19 protein-coding genes are annotated in these 19,864 nt (G+C 57.5%); all 19 read right to left on the minus strand.

The genetic code is table 11. The annotated features are described in order from the left end of the window. Positions 1–41: 41 nt before the first annotated feature. On the minus strand, positions 42–1,634 hold the full coding sequence (locus tag HMPREF1023_RS11645; RefSeq protein WP_232228718.1) for an asparagine synthase-related protein: 1,593 nt from the start codon (positions 1,632–1,634) through the stop codon (positions 42–44). A 21-nt stretch (positions 1,635–1,655) separates the two neighbouring features. Next, positions 1,656–2,933 carry a polysaccharide biosynthesis C-terminal domain-containing protein gene (locus HMPREF1023_RS11650; RefSeq protein WP_009306523.1) on the minus strand — a complete coding sequence of 426 codons (1,278 nt, stop codon included), beginning with the start codon at positions 2,931–2,933 and terminating at the stop codon, positions 1,656–1,658. A gap of 3 nt (positions 2,934–2,936) precedes the next feature. Beyond that, positions 2,937–4,064 carry a DegT/DnrJ/EryC1/StrS aminotransferase family protein gene (locus tag HMPREF1023_RS11655; protein WP_009306524.1) on the minus strand — a complete coding sequence of 376 codons (1,128 nt, stop codon included), beginning with the start codon at positions 4,062–4,064 and terminating at the stop codon, positions 2,937–2,939. Further along, positions 4,051–4,629 carry an acyltransferase gene (locus tag HMPREF1023_RS11660; protein WP_009306525.1) on the minus strand — a complete coding sequence of 193 codons (579 nt, stop codon included), beginning with the start codon at positions 4,627–4,629 and terminating at the stop codon, positions 4,051–4,053. Before HMPREF1023_RS11660 ends, HMPREF1023_RS11655 begins: the two co-directional genes overlap by 14 nt. Next, positions 4,626–5,348 carry a WbqC family protein gene (locus tag HMPREF1023_RS11665; RefSeq protein WP_009306526.1) on the minus strand — a complete coding sequence of 241 codons (723 nt, stop codon included), beginning with the start codon at positions 5,346–5,348 and terminating at the stop codon, positions 4,626–4,628. The genes HMPREF1023_RS11660 and HMPREF1023_RS11665 overlap by 4 nt, the downstream gene beginning before the upstream one ends. After that, positions 5,348–6,586 (minus strand): GNAT family N-acetyltransferase, encoded by a 1,239-nt coding sequence (locus tag HMPREF1023_RS11670; RefSeq protein ID WP_035579036.1) that lies wholly within the window; start codon positions 6,584–6,586, stop codon positions 5,348–5,350. The genes HMPREF1023_RS11665 and HMPREF1023_RS11670 overlap by 1 nt, the downstream gene beginning before the upstream one ends. A gap of 50 nt (positions 6,587–6,636) precedes the next feature. Further along, a complete protein-coding gene (locus HMPREF1023_RS11675; RefSeq protein ID WP_009306530.1) occupies positions 6,637–7,710 on the minus strand; it encodes a Gfo/Idh/MocA family protein in 1,074 nt (357 codons plus the stop codon). Position 7,711: 1 nt separating this feature from the next. Then, positions 7,712–8,806, minus strand: a complete 1,095-nt coding sequence (wecB, locus tag HMPREF1023_RS11680) for a non-hydrolyzing UDP-N-acetylglucosamine 2-epimerase (RefSeq protein ID WP_009306531.1) — start codon at positions 8,804–8,806, stop codon at positions 7,712–7,714. 1 nt (position 8,807) lies between these two features. Then, complete coding sequence (locus HMPREF1023_RS11685; RefSeq protein ID WP_009306534.1) at positions 8,808–10,127, minus strand: nucleotide sugar dehydrogenase; 1,320 nt, start codon at positions 10,125–10,127, stop codon at positions 8,808–8,810. Next, positions 10,124–11,515, minus strand: a complete 1,392-nt coding sequence (locus HMPREF1023_RS15290) for a hypothetical protein (protein ID WP_009306536.1) — start codon at positions 11,513–11,515, stop codon at positions 10,124–10,126. Before HMPREF1023_RS15290 ends, HMPREF1023_RS11685 begins: the two co-directional genes overlap by 4 nt. Beyond that, on the minus strand, positions 11,512–12,729 hold the full coding sequence (locus HMPREF1023_RS11690) for an O-antigen ligase (RefSeq protein ID WP_232228719.1): 1,218 nt from the start codon (positions 12,727–12,729) through the stop codon (positions 11,512–11,514). Before HMPREF1023_RS11690 ends, HMPREF1023_RS15290 begins: the two co-directional genes overlap by 4 nt. A gap of 26 nt (positions 12,730–12,755) precedes the next feature. Further along, positions 12,756–13,757: a glycosyltransferase gene (locus tag HMPREF1023_RS11695; RefSeq protein WP_009306541.1), complete on the minus strand. Its 1,002-nt coding sequence runs from the start codon at positions 13,755–13,757 to the stop codon at positions 12,756–12,758. Further along, positions 13,754–14,857, minus strand: a complete 1,104-nt coding sequence (locus HMPREF1023_RS11700; protein WP_009306542.1) for a glycosyltransferase — start codon at positions 14,855–14,857, stop codon at positions 13,754–13,756. The genes HMPREF1023_RS11695 and HMPREF1023_RS11700 overlap by 4 nt, the downstream gene beginning before the upstream one ends. After that, a complete protein-coding gene (locus HMPREF1023_RS11705; RefSeq protein WP_009306544.1) occupies positions 14,854–15,558 on the minus strand; it encodes a sugar transferase in 705 nt (234 codons plus the stop codon). The genes HMPREF1023_RS11700 and HMPREF1023_RS11705 overlap by 4 nt, the downstream gene beginning before the upstream one ends. 241 nt (positions 15,559–15,799) lie before the next feature. Further along, the gene (gene loaP, locus HMPREF1023_RS11710) at positions 15,800–16,318 is read right to left on the minus strand and encodes an antiterminator LoaP (protein ID WP_015761186.1); all 519 of its coding nucleotides are present in this window, start codon (positions 16,316–16,318) and stop codon (positions 15,800–15,802) included. 254 nt (positions 16,319–16,572) lie between these two features. Next, positions 16,573–17,226 carry a CpsB/CapC family capsule biosynthesis tyrosine phosphatase gene (locus HMPREF1023_RS11715; protein ID WP_009306547.1) on the minus strand — a complete coding sequence of 218 codons (654 nt, stop codon included), beginning with the start codon at positions 17,224–17,226 and terminating at the stop codon, positions 16,573–16,575. Beyond that, positions 17,226–18,062: a CpsD/CapB family tyrosine-protein kinase gene (locus tag HMPREF1023_RS11720; protein ID WP_009306549.1), complete on the minus strand. Its 837-nt coding sequence runs from the start codon at positions 18,060–18,062 to the stop codon at positions 17,226–17,228. The genes HMPREF1023_RS11715 and HMPREF1023_RS11720 overlap by 1 nt, the downstream gene beginning before the upstream one ends. Before the next feature lie 13 nt (positions 18,063–18,075). Continuing rightward, positions 18,076–18,735 carry a YveK family protein gene (locus HMPREF1023_RS11725; RefSeq protein ID WP_009306552.1) on the minus strand — a complete coding sequence of 220 codons (660 nt, stop codon included), beginning with the start codon at positions 18,733–18,735 and terminating at the stop codon, positions 18,076–18,078. Between the two features lie 41 nt (positions 18,736–18,776). After that, positions 18,777–19,763 carry an LCP family protein gene (locus HMPREF1023_RS11730; protein ID WP_009306555.1) on the minus strand — a complete coding sequence of 329 codons (987 nt, stop codon included), beginning with the start codon at positions 19,761–19,763 and terminating at the stop codon, positions 18,777–18,779. Positions 19,764–19,864 lie beyond the last annotated feature (101 nt).

The following is a 19,864-nucleotide window of genomic DNA, read 5'->3' on the forward strand; positions in this document are numbered from 1 at the left end:
TCGACTCATTTGACCTTCAACCTACAAAGAAGAGCGGAGACCTACGTCTGGAGCAGACCGTCTTCCAGAACGACAGCCAAGCTATCATCCATTACCTTCGCATTGGGAAGCTCCATCGCATATCTATTTTTCTTTAAGACCGACTTAAATTCCAATTGGCCATAGGCACTGAAATAGGCGTTTCGCCGAGCGGGAGAACGACATATGCACCCCTTGATTCGTCTCACTGCGGAAATCAAATGAGCATGGGATTTAACAATGTTGCGCAGCGTAACTACAGGCGCATCACCCTTTTCGTAAAAAAGACCGAATTGCGCCGTCCCTTCATTTACAAAACGCCTGATCAATTCTTTACGCCATGCGTCCTCGAACGAGACATTCATCCAGAAATCACACCATCTCCTGTCCAACAGTGGGAGATACCATTCATAGTTCGCAAATTCGTAGTTTCTCACATCGTTCACAATGAACTTATTGATATACCCTATCGTGTGAATCGTGTCGGCAGCCGCAGCGCAATCTTTGTAGGAATACCCTCCTTCGGGAAGGTCAATCAAATCAGCAATTACGCTTTCGAGTCGATTGCGTCGTACGCCCGACGGCAAGTCGATTCGGCATTCGACAAGACACGAATTCGCAACGAGCCGCGCCTTCGAGATCGCTCTTTTAAAGACAGGAGAGCATTTCAACTCCCCTCCCATAATAGAACCAGCATGCCCCGGCAAAAAAACGGCATCGTCCGGCAACGCCCCCCTCCCTTTAAGAATGTCGAGCGCAAATGCCATTAATATATGGTTTATGCGTCCTCCTAAAATGCTATAGCGTAAAGCTTCCCGATATCGATCGGAAGCGAATCTTTCGCGCCACATCTCGCCCGTAATTTCAACATGCTCCCATGGAAAACCGAGATTGCTCGCGACTCTCTTCCCGATCATAACATCCTCGCTATCGCGCGCTCCTATCGAGAAAGTCAGAACTCGCTCGTAATCAGCCGCTTTCAAGCATGCTGCTATCGTCCTGCTATCCAACCCGCTCGTAATGGGAATCACAGCCGTCCTACCATCAAGAAACCTGATAACATCCCGAAAAACAGGCCGTACGACATCCTCAACTTGATCAAGACTGGCGGAGGAAGATGGAAATGCTCTTTTGAATTCCCAATATCTGCGCTCTTCGACACTCCCGATTTTCTTGTCAATCCTCACATACGTCCCCTCGTTAACCTCTCGGACATCCTCCCAAAGAGTCCTTCCCCCGTAGGTGACGTAAGTACATTGATATTCAAGCAGTCCTAAATCATCAATCATTTTGCTTTTAGAACAACTAGGGGCATCGTCGCTCACTACTATAGTGCCGGAAATACGATCAACCGAAAAGAACAAAGGGAAGGACCCCAGGTGGTCGACAGCTAAGTAAACCGACTCCTCAGAATCGATCACTATTGAAAAGAAGCAGCATTGTTTCTCTAAGAAATCGAGTAGATCCGTTTCCAAAGATACGGCATTGCCGCATCGAGATGCGACAGCAGCAAGGGTTTCCTTTTCTATTCGGTGAAGACAGCCGATCACCCAAGCTGATCCAACCTGTTCCCAAAAAAACCCACGATAACTCCCCAGTTTTAGAGACAAATTCACGCACAATCACCAAGCTTTCAATTACTTATCGCTTTCTTTGAGAGAGGAGCGCAAGCCTCTCAAAGAAAGCAGCGATACGAGAACCGTTGTCGAAACGGTAGCCAACGCCGCACCAACAATGCCGAAAGCAAACGTTAGGGGGACGATCAGAGCGACGTTCGCAGCCAGAGATACAACCGAAACAACAAGATTGAAGCGAACACGATGAAGACAAGCTAGGAGATTGACGCTTACGGTTCGCAACGGGGATACAATCAGGCTCAAAGAAATTATTCGAAATGCCGTAGCCGCATCAACATACTCCTCCCCCCATAGCAATTTGATAATGTCCGGCGCCCAAATGAAGAGAACGACCGCAATGACAGCCATAGGAACAAGACTCCCAAAAAGAAGCACTCTAGCATGTTTCGAGAACCATACTGAATCCAAACGGTGTTCAGCAAAATAAGGCAAGGCGAATATGACGATGCACTGCGGAATGAAAAGAAAACCTTCCGGGAGCATCGTAGCGACCTTGTAACACGCCACGTCGATCGAACTCGCTACGATAATACCCACCATAAGCACATCCAAGAGGTACACTACCGAGTTGAACACGCTCGATATCCCCGTCGGAAGCGAAAACTTCCATAAGTCGACCGCTTTCTTTGAAGAGAGGAACTTAGTGGATCGAAGGGGGAAGCCGACGCCCTTCAATAGAATTACAGCGACAGAAATAGTGATAGCGTAGGCGGCGTACCTACCACTGATCACTCCCGGCACACCCGCCGCAAAGGCTCCGACACAGCTCAGCCCCGTATATCCAATCGTATTGACGTTCAGCAACATGGAGTATTCTTTATTGAGTTTCCTTGAACGCAGTATGCTGCTTGCGTACTGGAAAAAGTAATCCAGAGGAATCAAGGGAGCAAGCATTGCTAAGCAATGCCCCGAGCCTGCAATTGAAAGCCCTGCTCCATATCCGACAAAAACAAGAAGCATCATTATGACCGCATCTATGAATAGCCCGACCGTCAACACGTACCTTTGTATTTCGAACTTCTCTTCGACCGGTCTTTTTTCTGAGCTAAACTGCAACAAACCGCTTATCAGTCCAAGCCCCGTAAAAAGAAGAACGATCGAATATATGCTGTTGGCGTAGGAGAAGACGCCGTATTCGTCTTGCGTCAAGAATCTCACTATGAGGATATTCGAAGCGAACACGATCAGCTTGTTCGTAAGGGTTGAGCCCAGTATATGAAAGAACCCCCTGTTCAGAAGATTCTTCGCTTGCACCGCCAATGTGTCGCGTATCGACATCGTCTACCCAAAAACGGTGACGAGGGAATCCGCCACGACCGATACGTCTTCCGAGATCATATACGGCCCCATCGGCAGGCTCAGCACCGTCTCGCACAGCCGCTCCGTCACGGGGCAGCCGTCGGGGCACAGGCACGCGCCCTCGAACGCCCCCTGCCCGTGCATGGGCTTGGGGTAGTAGACCATCGTCGGGACGCCCCGCTCCTTGAGGGCGGCCTGCAGGGCGTCGCGGTCGAGGCCCTCGGGCAGCCGCACGGTGTACTGAGCCCACGAGCTGCGGAAGCCCTCGGGGGCCTCCGGCAGGGCGAGGCCGCTTCCGGCGAGGGCCCCGAAGTAGAGGGCCGCCGCCCCGCCCACGGCGTCCAGCTCGCCTTCGAACGCGTCGAGCTTCGCAAGCAGCACCGCCGCCTGCACGGTGTCGAGGCGGCTGTTCACGCCCACGCGCACGTTGTCGTACTTCATCGACCCTTTTCCGTGCACGGCGTAGCTGCGGACCAGCTCCGCCCACTCGTCGTTGTCGGTGAACACCGCGCCGCCGTCGCCGTAGCAGCCCAGCGGCTTGGCCGGGAAGAAGCTCGTGGTGGAGACGTCGCCGAACGAGCAGGCCATCCGGCTCCCGATCGACCCGCCGAAGCCCTGCGCGCCGTCCTCGAGCAGGAGCATCCGGTGCCGCTCGCACACCTCGCGTATCGCCGTGTAGTCCGCCGGCAGACCGAACAGGTCGACGGCCACGACGACCCTGGGTGCGAGGTCCGTCCCGTCCTCGACGAACCGCACCGCCTCCTCGAGTTTGGCGGGATCGAGGTTGAACGTACGCTCGTCCACGTCGACGAACACCGGCATCGCACCGAGCAGCGCGGGAGCTTCGCCGCTTGCGAAGAACGTGAAGTCGGGGACGAACACCGCGTCGCCCGGCCCGACGCCCCACGCCATGAGCGCGAGCTGCAAGGCGTCCGTGCCGTTGGCGCAGGTTATGCAGTGCCTGGCGCCGACGTAGGCGGCGAGGCGCGCCTCGAGCTCGGCGACCTCCGGGCCGCCGATGTAGCGGCCGTGCTCGAGCACGCGGGCGATGCCCGCGTTGATGCCGCCCTTGAGCGCCTGATACTGGGCGTTCAGGTCACGAAACTCCATGCTGCACCTCTTTCAGCCCCTCGTCGCTCTGCGCGTACGTCCTCCCGCAGGCGCTGCACGCCAGGTCCTCCGAAAGGACCGCTCCGCATTCGCACGCCCATCCGCGCTGCCGCGCCGGAACGCCCAGCACGAGCGCATGCGGCGGGACGTCCGAGGTGACCACGGCGCCCGAGCCGACCATCGCCCACGCGCCTATTTCGTGGCCGCAGACGATCGTCGCGTTCGCCCCGATCGACGCGCCTCGGCGGACGACCGTCCTCTTGTACCCATCGCCGCCCTTGGGGTATTTCGCCCTCGGCGTCAGATCGTTCGTGAACACGCAGGAGGGGCCGCAGAACACGTGGTCCCCCAACTCCACTCCTTCGTAAACCGAGACGTTGTTCTGGATCTTGACCCCGTCGCCGATCTTCGCGTTCGCGCCCACGTAAACGTTCTGGCCGAGAGAGCATCCTCGGCCGATGGAGGCACCCGATTGGATGTGGCAGAAGTGCCAAACCTTCGTGTCGTCACCGATTGCCACGCCCTCGTCAGCATAAGAGCTCTCGTGCACGTAAGGAGCCGTCATGGGATCATCTCCTTGCGCATGTTCTCGTTGAACATCCTCCGGGCGCCGTCGATTCCGCACTGGAAGAGCGGATCGAGCGCTGAAAGATTGGGGACGAACCCGCTCTGCCGATATTGCGGGTACTCGGGATAGGAAAACTCCTGATAGCGCACGGCGATTCCCTTTTCAGCGAACGACCGGTCGTCCATGTACGCTCGCGCACCGCGACCCGAGAGGTACACGTCGGCCCCGCAAACCCTGCAGAGGCCCAGGACCAGATCGTTGTTCTTGGCTTCGATATCGTATGGCAACGAGCTTTGCAGCACCAAGGGGGTTTCTATGCCGTAAGCGGATCGCAGCATCTCGATGCTCGCCATGTCCAGATCGAGAAGGGTGTCGCAGTCAGCTTCGAGCACCTTCGCCACAAGGGGCATCACCTCGTCGAAATAGGGGGTTTTCCTATAGTTGCAATCGATAAAGCCACGGTGCTTTTTCCTTGTCTTCGGCCAATTGGAAAGTCGCACATCCCTGGTCGGTTTTTCAAGGTAGCCCTTCTTTTCCACGCTCAAGGACAGGAGCTTCGCCTCTCCATCGACCTGGAGGAACCTGTTCCTCGACATAGGGGAGCCGTCTTCGAACTGCACCTCGTCGAGCACGACGAACTCGTCTGCTTTCGCCATCTTGTCTAGATAGCCGAGCCACGGGAAATAATGGGGCTGATGCATGGCGACGGTCTTCATCACGGCCTCCTTCCGAGAACGTAGGTGTGCTGGATCCGCTCCTCGCCCTTGATCGGAACCACGAAGTCCCCGTCACGGACGCGCTTCATGCCCAGGCGGCGGGCAACGTGCGCCGAGGCGGCGTTCTCCTCGTCGATGCGGGCGACAATCCTGCCCACGCGCACCTCGTCGAAGCAGATGTCGGCGAGCTTTCCCAGAGCTTCTCCCATGTAGCCGCAGCCCTGGAAGGCGGAGTTGAGCGCGTAAGACACCTCGCAGGAGCAGGCGGCGGCATCGAAGCGGTAGGCGCGCACGGTGCCGATGAGCTTGCGAGGCTCGCGGAGCTCTATGCCGAGCAGCAGGTCGTCCGGCTCCGGTCGGGCGAGCTTGGAGGCTATCCAATCCCGCGCCTCCCCGGGTTCGCCATGGGGTGCCCAATTCAGGAATCTGCTTATCTCGGGGTCCGACGTGTATTCGAACATGTCGGCAGCATCCTCCAGCCGCAAGGGACGCAAGACGAGCCTTTCAGTCCCAAACCGCTCATTGCGCAGGGAAGCGAGGCGGGCGGAAAGGACGTCCGCAGGGCCGAGCACGGAGTCGAGCCCGGTAAAGTTGCGATCGAGGCTGCCCAGGCGATCGGCGCCCGCCCTTTCTATGAACCGCCGTAGAGATTCCTCGAGCGAGGCCTCCGTCCCGCCGTACCAGAACGGATGGGTCAAGATATGCAGGCGCGGATACTTCCCGGACTCGATCATGTCCAAAATGGGCTTGCGCCACCGCCTCCGGCTGTCCGAAGCGTATTCGAAGCCCTGGAAGAACTCGCTCGAATAGCTGTTGACGATGCCGGGGATGCTCCACTGCGCTTCGAGCGACGCCTTGCTCGGACGGTGCATGGAAACGCATTCGATGGGCAGGCCGAGGGCGCCCCCCAGCGTGTCCGCCTCGCGTTGGATCGCGGCGATCGCGTCGTCGCCGTCCTCGTACTGCGTTTCGTCGTAATGGAGCCCGATGTCGTGGCCGAGCCTCGCGATCTCTCGAAGCCTCTCGACGTTTCCGCGCTCTAGAGGGTTGTAGAAATCCGTTCGCAAGAGCACGAAATACGTCGATCGGACGCCCTCGCTCGATTCGAGCTCGGCCATCGCGAGCGCTGCGATCGGATCGAAGTCGATGTCGTGCCGCAAAATGACAGGCTTCCCAACACCTCCCCAATCGCCGTACCCGCAGAACCCGTACCCCCGTTCTTTCAGGATCTGAAGCATGTTCCTGTAAGCGCTGTGAGTGAAAGGCATCTGAGCACATGAAGGCATGCCTAGAACTCCCCTTCCATGTCCGTGCTCGCGAAATCTTCCAGCGGCAGCTCCACGGGAAGGCCCGTCCTCTGGCTCTTGTAGATGGCGAGCACCACCTCCAGAGCGTCGCGGCCGGCCCTCGCGTCCACGTAGGGCGCGCGGTCGTTCTCGATCGCGTCGGCCACGTCGGCGTAGAGCAGGGCGTGGCCGTTGCCGTAGACGTTGGAGGTGGGCTCCTTGAGCCCCGCCATCCCATCGTCGCCCTCGCGCTCGTCGGCAAAATCCCAAACGTCGATCTCGTTGGTCGAGGTCCCGCCGAGCTTGGCCGTGCCGGACTCGCCGAACAGGTACAGCGTCTCCTCGAGGTTTCTCGGGAACACGTTGGAGGTGCCCTCCACGGTGGCCACCGACCCGTCCGCGAACGTGAGCACCGCCACGCCCACGTCCTCGGCCTCCAGGTAGTCGTGGAAGCGCTGCCGGGTCTGGGCGTAGACCGAGACCACCTCGCCGCCCATCATCCAGCGCAGCAGGTCGACGCCGTGGATGCACTGGTTCATGAGGCAGCCGCCGTCCTGGGCCCAGGTGCCCCTCCAGGGGGCCTGGCCGTAGTAGCCCCTGTCCCGGTTCCACCTCACGTGGACCGATCCGTGGGACATGCGCCCGAAGCGGCCCTCCTCCACGGCTCGGCGGACGTGGCGCACGGCGACGTTGAAGCGGTTCTGGTGGCAGGCCGATACCTTCACGCCGCGCTCCTCGGCGCGCCGCACGATCTCGTCGGCGTCGGCCATCGACATCGCGACGGGCTTCTCGATTATCGCGTTGACGCCCGCGTCGATGCAGTCCAGCGCGATGCGCGCGTGCTCGCCGCTCTCGGTGGCGACGGCCGCGATGTCCAGGTCCGGCTCCGCCGCGAGCATCTCGCCGTGGCCGCCGTAGATCCTCGGTGCCGGGCCGTCCCACTCCGCCCGCTCGAGCAGGCCCTCGGCCTTGCCGGAGGCGGTGTCGCAGAGCGCCGCGAGCTCGAATCCGTTCGCGCGGACGGCCTTGACGTGGTTGAGCGCTATGCGCCCGCAGCCTATTATTGCGCACTTCATGTTACAGCACCTCTTTCGAACGGCCGGCAAGAATATCGACGATTCGCTTGGCCGCATTGCCGTCGCCGAACGGCAAATAGTCCTCATTTACCGTTTGCGCTCTATCCAACGCACGCTCTATCTCGCTTCTCTCCGGAAAGACGAGAACGCAACGCCCGTCCACCATAATCTCAGGCCACGCAAGAAGCGTCATAGGCACTGTACAGGGCGTTTTCGCAAAAAAGGCTTCTCTTTGCACCCCTCCTGAGTCGGTGATCACGTGCATTGCGTGTTTGGTAAGAAAAATGCTCTCAAGATAACCGACCGGCTCGACGAGCATGATCGAATCTAGCCTATAACGAATGACGATGTCTCTGGCGAGTTCAAGAGCGCGGGGGTGCACAGGGTAAATAACGGGACAAGACAGAGTAGACGCAGCGATCAATATCTCGGACATGGCCCCCTTTTCCATGTTTTCTGCCCGATGACATGTTAGATAGCAATAACGCGACGGAACATCAATCGAACCTCCACTGATTGAAACCAATTCCGGACGAAACGCTTCGGAGTCCGCGATTTCGCCGTAATGCAGAAACGCATCGTACATCGGATCACCTACGAGAAAGGTCCTATCCTCGAGGCCTTCTTTTTTAAGGTTTCGAAACCCCGATTCTGTTGCCGCAAGCAGTATCGAGCTAAGATGATCGACGCATACGCGGTTTGACTCTTCGGCGTTTCTGAGCGAATGAGAGCGAGGACCCGCTTCGACGTGCGCGATTGGGATCTGCATTTTTACGGCAGTGAGCGCTGCGGCAAGGGTTGAATTGGTGTCTCCGTAAACAAGAACGGCGTCTGGGCGCTCTTCTTCCATAACCGCCTCAAGGCCGAGCATCATTCTCGCCGTCATAGATGTATGGCTACCCCCTGAAATGCCCAAGTTATGCTTAGGCCGAAGAATGGACATCTGCTCAAAAAATAGCTCGGACATGTTCCGATCAAAGTGCTGTCCCGTATGAACCAACACTTCGTCTATGCCGTGTCGCTTCTCGATTTCATGTGAAACCATGGCTGCTTTTATGAACTGGGGCCTTGCCCCCACAACGGTAAGCACTTTCACGTCACAGCACCTCGATGTTCTCTCGCGGGGACACGCCCTTCATGGCGTTCTTGGCGTCGAGCACGGCCCTCGCGTGCCTCTGCACGAGGGCGTAGTCGACGTTGGTGTGCGCGCAGGCGACCAGAACAATATCGGCCGAGGCGATCGCCTCGGCCGACAGGTCCGGGATGGATTCCTTTACCTCTTCTTTGTGCTGGCAGCGCGGCACCCAGGGGTCGTAGTAGGAGACCTCGGCGCCCCGCGCCTCCAGGCGCTCAATCACGCGCAGGGCCGGCGACTCCCGATAGTCGTCGATGTCCTGCTTGTAGGCGACGCCCAGCACGAGCGCCTTCGATCCCCTCATCGCCTTGCCCTCCCGGTTGAGGATGCGGGCCGCGCGCGAGGCCACCCACTCGGGCATAGAGTCGTTCACGGTCATGGACGCCTCGATCATGGAGGTGTGGAAGCCGTACTCGCGCGCCTTCCACGACAGGTAGTAGGGGTCGAGCGGTATGCAGTGGCCGCCGAGACCGGGGCCGGGGTAGAAGGCCGTGAAGCCGTAGGGCTTCGTCTTGGCGGCGTCTATTACCTCCCACACGTCGATGCCCATGCGGTCGCAGAGCATGCAGAGCTCGTTGACGAGGCCGATGTTGACGTTTCGGTAGGTGTTCTCGAGGATCTTCTCCATCTCGGCCACGGCCGGGCTCGACACGCGCGTCACGCCCCCCTCGAGCACCGCCTCGTAGACCGCGCTGATGAGCTCGAGCGCCTCCTCGCCGACGGCGCCCACCACCTTGGGCGTGTTCTTGGTCTTGTAGACGAGGTTGCCAGGATCCACGCGCTCGGGAGAGAAGCCCAGGTAGAAGCCCTCGCCGCACTTGAGGCCCGACCCCTCCTCCAGGATGGGCAGGATCAGCTCCTCGGTGGTGCCGGGGTAGGTGGTGGACTCGAGCACCACCATGCAGCCCTCGCGGATGTAGGGCGCTATCTCGCGGGCGGACGCCTCCATGTAGGAGGTGTCGGGCATCTGGTGGGCGTCGAGCGGGGTGGGCACGCAGATGGCGACGAAGCCGCACTCCGCGACGCGCGAGAAGTCGCAGGTCGCCTCGAGCGTGCCGGCCTCCACGAGCGCGGCGAGGTCCTCCTGCACGACGTCGCCGATGTAGTTCTCGCCACGGTTGACCATGTCGACCTTGTCGGCCTGCACGTCGAAGCCAATCGTCTTGAAGCCCGCCTTGGCCTTCTCCACGGCCAGCGGCAGCCCGACGTAGCCGAGGCCGACCGTGCCGCAGACGAGGGTGCGAGACAGGATGCTCACCCATCCTTCTTGAAAACCCATCATAACGTATTCTCCTTGCTTCTTGAAAGGGTGCACAATATTCCAGCCACCTGATTGGCAATCACCGGATAACTGAACTTCGAAACATAGCTCGAATCGACTCTGCAGGAAGTCAAACCTCGATTCTTCCATTGGGTATATGATTCACGAACGAAATCGATTAATCTGGGATAATCCATCAAATCCGAAGCCTCTTCGTAGCAAAATCCAGCACCGGATTTCTCGATAATTTTCTTCGCTTCCGAATTGGGAGAATCGCCAGAGCTTACACCGACAATGGGAACGCCACTAGTTAGATATTCGAAAAGCTTGCCTGTTATCCCTCCCTTTTGCAAAGAGGTATTCCAGTTACTGAAAATCAGTAATGAGGCCGTTGATTGCATTTCCATAGCCCGATCACGCGAAACCAAGCCAACGGATTCTACAGGTATGTCGGGAAAGCAGCTAGCTTGCCTGAAAAAGATGCCCTCGGTACCTCCCGCATATCTAACAACGATATCATCGCAACAAACTGCACCCCCATCAACAAGGTCCACGAGAGCTCGAAATAGCGGAGTCAGATCCCTTCGAGCATCGCCTTCATCGTGCAAGGTTCCCGTATAAGTGATTTCGAATTTATTTGATCGATGTCTCTTTTTGCGAAAAAGCACATCATCCGGATCAAATCCATTCGTTACTATCTCTCTACGCTGCAAGGGGTCAAGAAACAAAAGGTCGGAAACCCCTTTAGAAACGGATATGACACAATCCGCGTTATGCGTGGTTTTTTTGGCAAAGGAACGGTTGTCCTCAGTGTCGGTCGCATCGGAATACACTAAAGAATCCCTGTAATCGGCAACCCATATGATCGATGGGTTTTTCTTCTTTATTTCCGCCGCCACTCTATGGGTCCATCGCGGTCCATAGGATGAAATAACGACATCGTACTGAGAGCAATCGCCTATTGCATGGCATGCTCTTCCGTAGATCGATTCATCAACCGCTTGATTTAAACTTCTTCTAATACATGACAATATGCCGCGTGTATCGCGAGATCCATTCTTTGGTGAGACGAATTCACTATTCTTTCGATTCTTCCTATCTTTCTCCCATTTATTTGAAGATATGTTCTTTGCATATCTTAGAAAATTATGGATTCCATGAAAGATTTTTAATTTAGCCCCATCACGAACCAGGTAAGTCTTTTGAAAATTAGACACATCTTGCATAAGCGTTGGATCTACCGAATAGTTTTCAGACAATAGTTTTTTCCCTGAAAAGTTTTTCTCGTTCGTAAGGAGATCGATCGAAGCTTGATGATGCAGTACTAGATACTTCGAGATTTTTGTCCATCGAATCGAAGCAATTGCGTTAACCGGCGCAATATACTCCGCGATAAGAAGCACTTTCATTTTCCAGAACCCCTAAGCTTTCGAGAAGCATTTCCAACCAATATTCGTTCCTGTGATGCGAACGAAGATCTGCCGTCACAAAAACGCGCTTTCGGCTCCATGGTCGTTGTCAGAAGATAACCCGCAATGAAAAAGGCTAGTAACGCATCCGCACCCCTGAATTGAAATAATGAACCTACTACCCAGCAAAGGATGTATGCAGCGAAGGGGTTCGAGAACCTCTCCTTCCGAAAAATAGCCATAACATTTAAGATTAACGCAATAAAAAAGACGAATCCCATGAAGCCAAAATCCAAAAGAACCTGAAGAGGATAATTATGTATGTTGCCCTCAGAGAAAGGCGTTCCACTGACCATTTTCAAGTGAACAACGGCGTTTCCTGCACCATTTCCGAACAAAGGAGCGTCGATAAAGGCACTTAATGCGTATTGCCACATGTCCATTCTCCCAGTCGACCCCTTGTCCTCTCCTATTGCAAGAAACCGATCCATAATTGGGAGTCCTGCGATTTGAGCAACCGCAATCAGACCCGCAATCAACACGGCAATGCCAACAAGCTTCGATACTCCAATTCGATCCTTTGATTTCACGAACAGAACGTAGGCGATGGACAACAATGAAAGAATGATCCCCACACGAGAGGCATAAAGAGCCGAAATGGACAAACTTCCAATTAGGTATAGCAGACCAACTCTATCCCTATTAAAGAAGACTCCAAACAATGCTAGCCATGATGCCTCCAAATTAACGCTGTCGCTAAAAAAGGACGGGATGGAAGGGTGCCCATTACCCCCATAAGAAACAAACCCCATAACAGCATCTCCGTAGAGCACAATCTTAATAGCTACCACAGCTATAACAAATAACGCCGACGATCTAACAATCACGCCCCATCTATCCATGGGGAGGCCTCTTCCGTAATTCATCACAGAAGCTATCATGACGAAGAAAAACGCATAATTGAATAAAACGACATTTATCCCAAAACGCATGGAGTCAATCAGCGATATTCCAATCACGTATAAAACGGAAATCAGAAACCACCTGTTGAATAGAGACCAGGAAGTCCTAAGTGCCACAATGGACAAAACCAGCAAGATCAAGGCAATGACATGAAACGGCTTGATAGCCGCCCCACCCAGAGAGAAGATAACGACGTTCTGGAAACACGCAGAAATCAACAGAGCTGACAAGGCCGTCTCTCTCGCAGTCATACAAAATGAGATTTTTCTCAAAACCCTCATCTGAGAAGACCGGCTTTTCTACACGCATGGCAAAAAAGAGCAAACGGAGCTTCGCCGATCAAGGCAATGGCTGCAGCAAGTCGTTCCCTCTTCCGAGCCGAAGAATCACTCAGAACGATCTTTCTTCTCTCCTTGAGTTCGCCCCACAAAGCTCGACGATCATTCTCGAACTTACTGGAAAGCTCGTATTCTACCGGTATCTGTGCATAAACCATCCGGCAAAGAGAAAAACAGCGCGATGCGGATGCAACGGCTAGATCCGGATACCATTCCTGCATATCCGAGCTAAGTCGTCGTGAAACCTCAATGGCAGATAAGGCTTTTATCGGACTGTACGCCTGACTGATGATTCCGGATTTCCGCAGACGATACGCATACAAGGCCCTGCAATCAACCAACGCAACACGATCTACATCATGAATGAACTTGTAAACGCTTGCCAGGTCCTCGTAATACAACCCCACAGCAAAAGGAGCATCGCCGAGTATACGTCTAGCATAAAGCCTCCATGGAACTCCCGTATCGAGCCTTTGATAGAGCATCAACTTCTGAACCGTATATGAATCCATAACCCTTGCGTCGGGAATAAAGGCCGCCTTCGCAACAAGCTCGCATGAAGAGCCGTCCTCGAATGCCGTACCACAAGGTATCGCCGCTATCTCACAGTCGCACACTTCGATAGCATGCATAAGCGTCTCAATGAAAACAGGGGACACGAAATCATCGCCGTCAACGAAGGCCACGAAATCACCCCGACAAACGGCTATTCCAGCGTTTCGGGCAGCACTCAGCCCTTCGTTCTCTTTGTGCACCACAACCACACGGGAATCGCTACAAGCGTATTGATCGCAAGAAAACCCCGATCCATCTGTCGATCCGTCGTTTACTACAACGATCTCGATATTGCTATAAGTTTGAGCGATCACGCTCTCTATGCATTCCGACACGTACGACTCAACGTTATAAACAGGGATGATAACACTGACAAGCGGGTTCATTTTCCCGCCCTTTCGCCATCGAGAGCGATGTATAACGCTGCAAGTTTCTGCGCCGCTGCATCAATGTCGTAGTACGAGAAACGCTCCGGACGCACAGGGACCCTGTCGCCGGCCCTCAAGGCGCATAGCGCGTCCGCCCAGGCCGAAGGATCATCGATCGGCAGGAAGCGCACCGCTCCCGTCACGTCCACCTCGCGGGTGATCGCGTCGGACAGCAGGCACGGCAAGCCGGCCCTCTGCGCCTCAAGCGCCGCCATGCCAAACCCCTCGTACGTACTGGGGAAGGCAAACGCATCGAATCCTTGATACGCCAACGAAGAGTCCATTTGGCCGGGCATAACCATATACTCCGAAAGACCTAGGCAGGCCGCACGATTCTGAATGGCGATGCGATCCTTTCCTTCTCCAACCAAGACCAATCGAGCATCCACGCCGCTCTTTCTTAGGCAACTCAAAACCTCTATCAGGAATGATTGGTTCTTCACAGGGGCAAGCCTCCCTACATGCCCGATCACCACCTGGCCATCCTCGATGTTCCACATTTGGCGAGCTTTCGACCTCCAACGCTCGTCGAAGGCGACTGCATTCATGTCGATCGCGTTCGGAACAACTTCTAGCTCGACCTCCTTGCCGAACAGCCATTCACCGGCATAGCGGGAGCACGCGAGGCGGTGCGTCGGGTAGCGGTTCGCCTGGGTGCGCAGCAGGCGCTTGAGCGCGTTCTTGACGGGCTCGCCCTTGCCCGCCGTCGAATGCGAGTGGGCGATGCGCACGGGCACGCCCGCCCGGGCGGCCGCGCGCAGCGGGAAGACCGAGAGCGCGTTGACGTGGGAGTGGACGATGGACCAACCCTCGTCCGAGAACAGGCCCTCCAGGCGCCCCATGTAAGCGAGGAGGCGCTGGTAAGGAGGAACCACGAACACCCGGCCGCCGAGCGACCCGATCTCCTCGCGCGGCACGAGCGCGGAGTCCTCGTCCACGAGGAAGTCGAACTGCACGCGGCTCCTGTCGATATGCCGGTAGTAGTTCATGACCACGGCCTCGACGCCGCCGCCGCACATCTTGCCCACAACATGCGCTACGCGGATAGGCTCACTCATCTTCCCGTCCTGCCTTTTCCGAACATGATCGAGAACGTCCTCAGGAACACCTTCGCATCTATAGCAAGAGAGGCGTTCCTGACGTAATAAAGCTCCAGTTCCTGGCGGCTGCCGTCGCCGTAGGTCGCATCGTTTCTCGCCTGCACCTGCCACCAGCCGGTGATGCCGGGCTTGACGGAAAGGAGCTCGCCCGCCGCGTCGCCGTAAGCCGCCAGCTCCTCCTCAACGATGGGACGCGGGCCGACAACGCTCATCTGGCCAGCCAGTACGTTCAGGAACTGAGGCAGCTCGTCGAGGGAGGTCCTGCGCAGGAAGCGCCCCACCTTGGTGACGCGAGGATCGTCATCCACCTTGCGCTCGCGCCTCCACCGCTCGAGCTGTTTGGGATCCAAATGCTTCTCAACATCGTCGGAGTCGGCCACCATGGTACGCAGCTTGAAGATGCGTAGCGGCCTTCCTTGATACCCGACGCGCTTTTGGAGGTAGATGGGGGATCCGGGGGACTCCAGGCCGATAGCGACGCAAAGGAGCGCGATCGGAACCAGGCCGACTATCGTCGCGCACAGGCTGAAGGCGATGTCGAACACCCGCTTGACGAAGCGGTACCCCAGCCGCCCTTCCGCCGGAGCCGGGACGGGCACCGGGCCCTCGGCCTCCGACACCAGTTCGGGCGCCAGGAACGCCACGTCGGAGGCGGCCATCGACTCGGAGGCGCATCTGGCTCCTGCCGCCGCGCGGGATCCTTCGACTCGCTTCGCTCGCTCGGGATGACAACCCGAGGAGTCGCTCCGCTCAGGATGACAAACCCCGATGCTCCCGCTTAGGTTTCCATAACCGCGCTTATCAGACATTGGGGGCGTGGAAATCTCCTCTTGCTCCCCCGCTGTTGCGAAGTCGTCTACCAGCGCGACGGCTCCGTCGGCGGTTACGTCTATTGATTTGTCAGGGTTTCTTTCGAACAATCTCTAATCCGACTTTGACGGTTTTCACACGACCAAGAATCTCTATCTCCAGATACGCCAGGCGCTTGTGGCGATCGAGCTTCTTGATGAGACCCGTCTGGTTCATCAGCGGGCCGTTGAGGATCACGATCTCGTCCCCTTCCATCACGCCGCTCGAGAACTCGACCACGCGGTGGTCAGGCTTGGTGAACGCGTTGATGAAGGCGACTTCTTGATCGTCGAGAGGAGTGAACACATCGTTGTTGCCGAGGAGCCTGGTGAACTTGGGGACGCTTCGCAACGCCTCACGCAGCTTTCCAGGCTGGTCTGTTATTACGAAAATATAACCAGGTAGCAGCACTTCTGAACGCATTTTCCATACGCCCTGGATGCGCTTTTTGACTTCGTACTGGGGGATGAAGGATTCTTGGATGAGCTCTTCGTCGACAAGCTTGTTGATCAGGTCAAGCACGTGCTTTTCCTGGCCGCCGACCGTTTGCACGACGTACCACAATGCCATCACCTCCCTGGCAAGACGAAATAAAGATACGGCTTCGCCCTAGCCATTCAGGCCAAAACGCAACAACGATATGCATCCTCTTGATCGATCCGGAACGCGCACCCAGCGACGATCCCGCTTTCCTCAAGATATGTATGCTGCCGTGTTTTTCACACATCGCCCTGTCGTATCCAGAGCTTGCAGCGGTGCAGTTTCCTGCCGTTAGATCACAGGTCGAACCTGTGGCCTAACGGCAGGAAGCCGTCAAACCGAACCTACAGACGCGCATGCGCTCCTCGCGTTCGGTACGTCCGCTTCGCTTCGGCGAAGTAGCCGTAGTGCTCCACCCGATGCGCATCGCTTGCGATGTACGTGTACAGGTTCTCGTCGAACAGGCGCTTGGCGGGCTTGCGCTCGGCTCCCATGCGACCGCCGGCAATGAAATCGGCCGACGCTTGCAGCTTGCAACCCATCTTCACCAGACCGCGCGCCACCTCGACATCCTCCTGGATGGCGCGATAGCGCTCGGGATGAGCGATGATCACTTGGTAGCCCATCCCCTGCAGTTCGAAGATGGTCCGTTCGTATATCTCGAAGTCGGGCTTGCCCGCCCTCGTAGACAGCTCCAATAAAAACTCGTTCGTGCCGTCGAAGTGCAGATGCTCGGCCCATTCCATGCCCAATTGCATAAGCTTGGAATGGTTCACCTCGAAGCCCATCGTCAGCGGGAACCCGTCAGCGTGCGCCACGAGCAACTCGTAAGCATCCCACATCGCGTCGTAGTCGAAGTAGGGATCGCGCACATGCGGGGTACACACGATAGACGTGATTCCCGCAGCCTTGGCGGCCTCCAGCATGGCCAGAGACTCGTCCAGGTTGCGCGCACCGTCGTCGACGCCGGGAAGGATATGGCAATGCAAATCCCTCATCAGGCCCTACGCCCTCTTCCCGCCACGGGATCCTTAGCGAATCCGCCGCGACCGCCTGCAGGAACGGGGCTGCCCTGCGCACCGCGGGGTGCACGACGCCCGGCCGTGGGAACCGGCGTGCGCGTCTCGGCCTGCAGCGCGGCAACATCGCCGTCGTCCTTCAACCGTCCGCCGTCCTTGGTATAGTACGCGTAATAGTATTCGGAACCGGTGCCTTCGCAGAACGTGGCGCAGATGCCGAGGATGTTGGCATCGGCCTTCTTCAGCTGCTCGCACGCGTCCACCAGCTCGGAACGCTTCGTCGAGCCGGGCTTGACCACCAACACCGTGCCGTCCACCAACGTGGACAGGATGGCGGCATCGACGAAGGTGCCGACCGGCGGCATGTCGTAAATCACATAATCGTAGCTGTCCTCCAGCGTGGCAACCAGCTTCTGGTACCGCTTGGACGAGATGATGTCGGCCGGGTTGGGTATGTTCGGCTCGACGTCGAGGAAGAACAGGTTGGGAGTCTGCGTCGGCGTGACGGCCGTCTTGAGCGGTGCCGCATCGGTGAGGACGGCGTACACGCCCGCCGCAGGACGCACGTTCAGCAGGCTGGCAAGCGTGCGACGGCGCATGTCGGCCTCCACGAGCAGCACCGTCTTGCCCGACGTGGCGATAGCGCGAGCCAGCTCCACGGAGCACGTGGACTTGCCCTCGTTCGGCACCGAACTCGTCATGACGATGGAGCGGATGGGGTTGTCGGGCGACATGAAGCGGATGTTCGCAAAAAGCGTCTTCGCCGCGTTCTGCACCTCGAGCATGTTGGACGCCTGCTTCTTTTTCTTAGCCATGGCCTATACCCTCCTAACCCTTGATCGTGGGGATACGGCCGATGACCGGAATGCCCAGCAGTTCTTCAGCTTCTTCAGGGTTGCGCACCCGCGTGTTCAGCATATCCAGCACCACTACGATGGCCACTGCCAGGAAGATGCCCGCGAGGAACGCGACCGCCGTGTACATGGCGCGCGGCGGGCCCGACGGATCCGTGGGAACCTCGGCCGCGTCGACCACGTTGACGCTCTCGACGCCCATGACGCTTTGCGCGGTGGTGGACAGAACGGTGGATATCTCATTGGCGACGATGGCAGCCGCATCGGGCTTGCCCGCCGTCACCGAGATGCTGATGACGCGCGTGGTGGTGCCCGCTTCGACGGAAATCTTGTATCCGCTGAGCGAAGACATGCCAAGAGCCTCGGCCGTGCGCTTCTGCACGGTCTCCGACTTCGCCAAAGTCGCTATGTCGTTCGCCATGAGCTGGCTGGCGGTGAGGTCGTTGTACGCGGTGGTGCTCGAAGAGCTCGCGTCGTCCTTCGCAGTCAGCACGTACACGGACACCGTGGCCGTGTACTGGTTCTGCATGAGGCCCCAGCTGAAGCCTGCCGTCGCGATCGCGAGCACGACGGGCAGCACCACCACCAGGGCCAGGTGCTTGCGCAGCAGTTTGAATAGTTCGAGCAGTGTCATTCGTTCGTCTTTCTCTTCAGCGTCGTACGTACGCTGCTTGCTTACTTGCCGTTAACGGTGGTCTCGGCAGCTTCGGGATTCTCGCCGGCGTCGACCGCCTTCATCAGTGTAGCCCAACCCTCGGGATCCTCGTAGCACAGCCACAGGCCGCCGTATTCCTCCATGAAGTCGCCCTTGTACGGACCGGTGCACGTGTAGATGGTGGGGTTGCCCGCCTGTGCGAAATCGGTCGCAAGCGAGATCATCGTCTGCAAGTCGATGCTCGTAGACACGCACTGGGAGAGGTTTTGGATCAGGCCGGGGATCTCGACCGGAGGAGCTTGCAGCACGTTCTTCATGAGCGCCATGGCCATCGCGCGCACGTTCGACTGGCGGATGGCCTCCTGGTCGTCGCCATAGGCGGTGCGCATGCGGGCAAGCGCCACGCACTGCTCGCCGTTGAGCAGCTGGTTGCCGGCCTCGATATGGACGGGCGCCTGATCCTGCGTGTACACCTGGTAGTCGATGGTGTAGGGCAAGTCCACGTAGATGCCGCCGATCGAATCCACGAACTCGGCCAACCCGGCGAACTCGATTTCCACGTAGTCGGAGATCTTCACGCCGGTGAGGTCCTGCACCGCTGTAACGGCGCCAGCCGCCCCGTTCACGGCGAACATCTGGTTGATCTTCTCGACCTTGCCGTTGTACTCGTACGGCGTGTCGCGCGGAATCGACACCATGGTGATGACGTGGCCCACCGGATCGATGCGCACGAGCACGAGGGCGTCGGAGCGCTCCCCGTACGTCTCCCAGTTGTCCGAGCCCACCAGCAGCACGTAGAACGGCTCCATCTGGGAATCGGAGGGGGCGAGAACGCTGCTCAACTCGCTTTGCTCCTGAGCGTCGAGCGCCATGTTGCTTGCGAGGCTGCTCGTGTACCAAGCGCCGTACGCGGCGACGCCGCCCACGAGCACCACGACGACGGCGAGCGCGATAAGCGCCGCCCGCTTCAGCTTGGTGTGCTTCTTGCGCTTTTTGCGCACGCGCACGATCTCGTCAGCTTGCGAAGCGTAGCCGTAGTTCGCCGGTCGCTGGTTTGGATACGGCGTCTGCCCCGTCGGGCGCGAAGCGTACCCACCGCCCTGCGGAT

Origin of the sequence: Eggerthella sp. 1_3_56FAA, from assembly GCF_000185625.1 — a bacterium.
In the GTDB taxonomy this organism is placed as follows: Bacteria; Actinomycetota; Coriobacteriia; order Coriobacteriales; family Eggerthellaceae; genus Eggerthella; species Eggerthella lenta.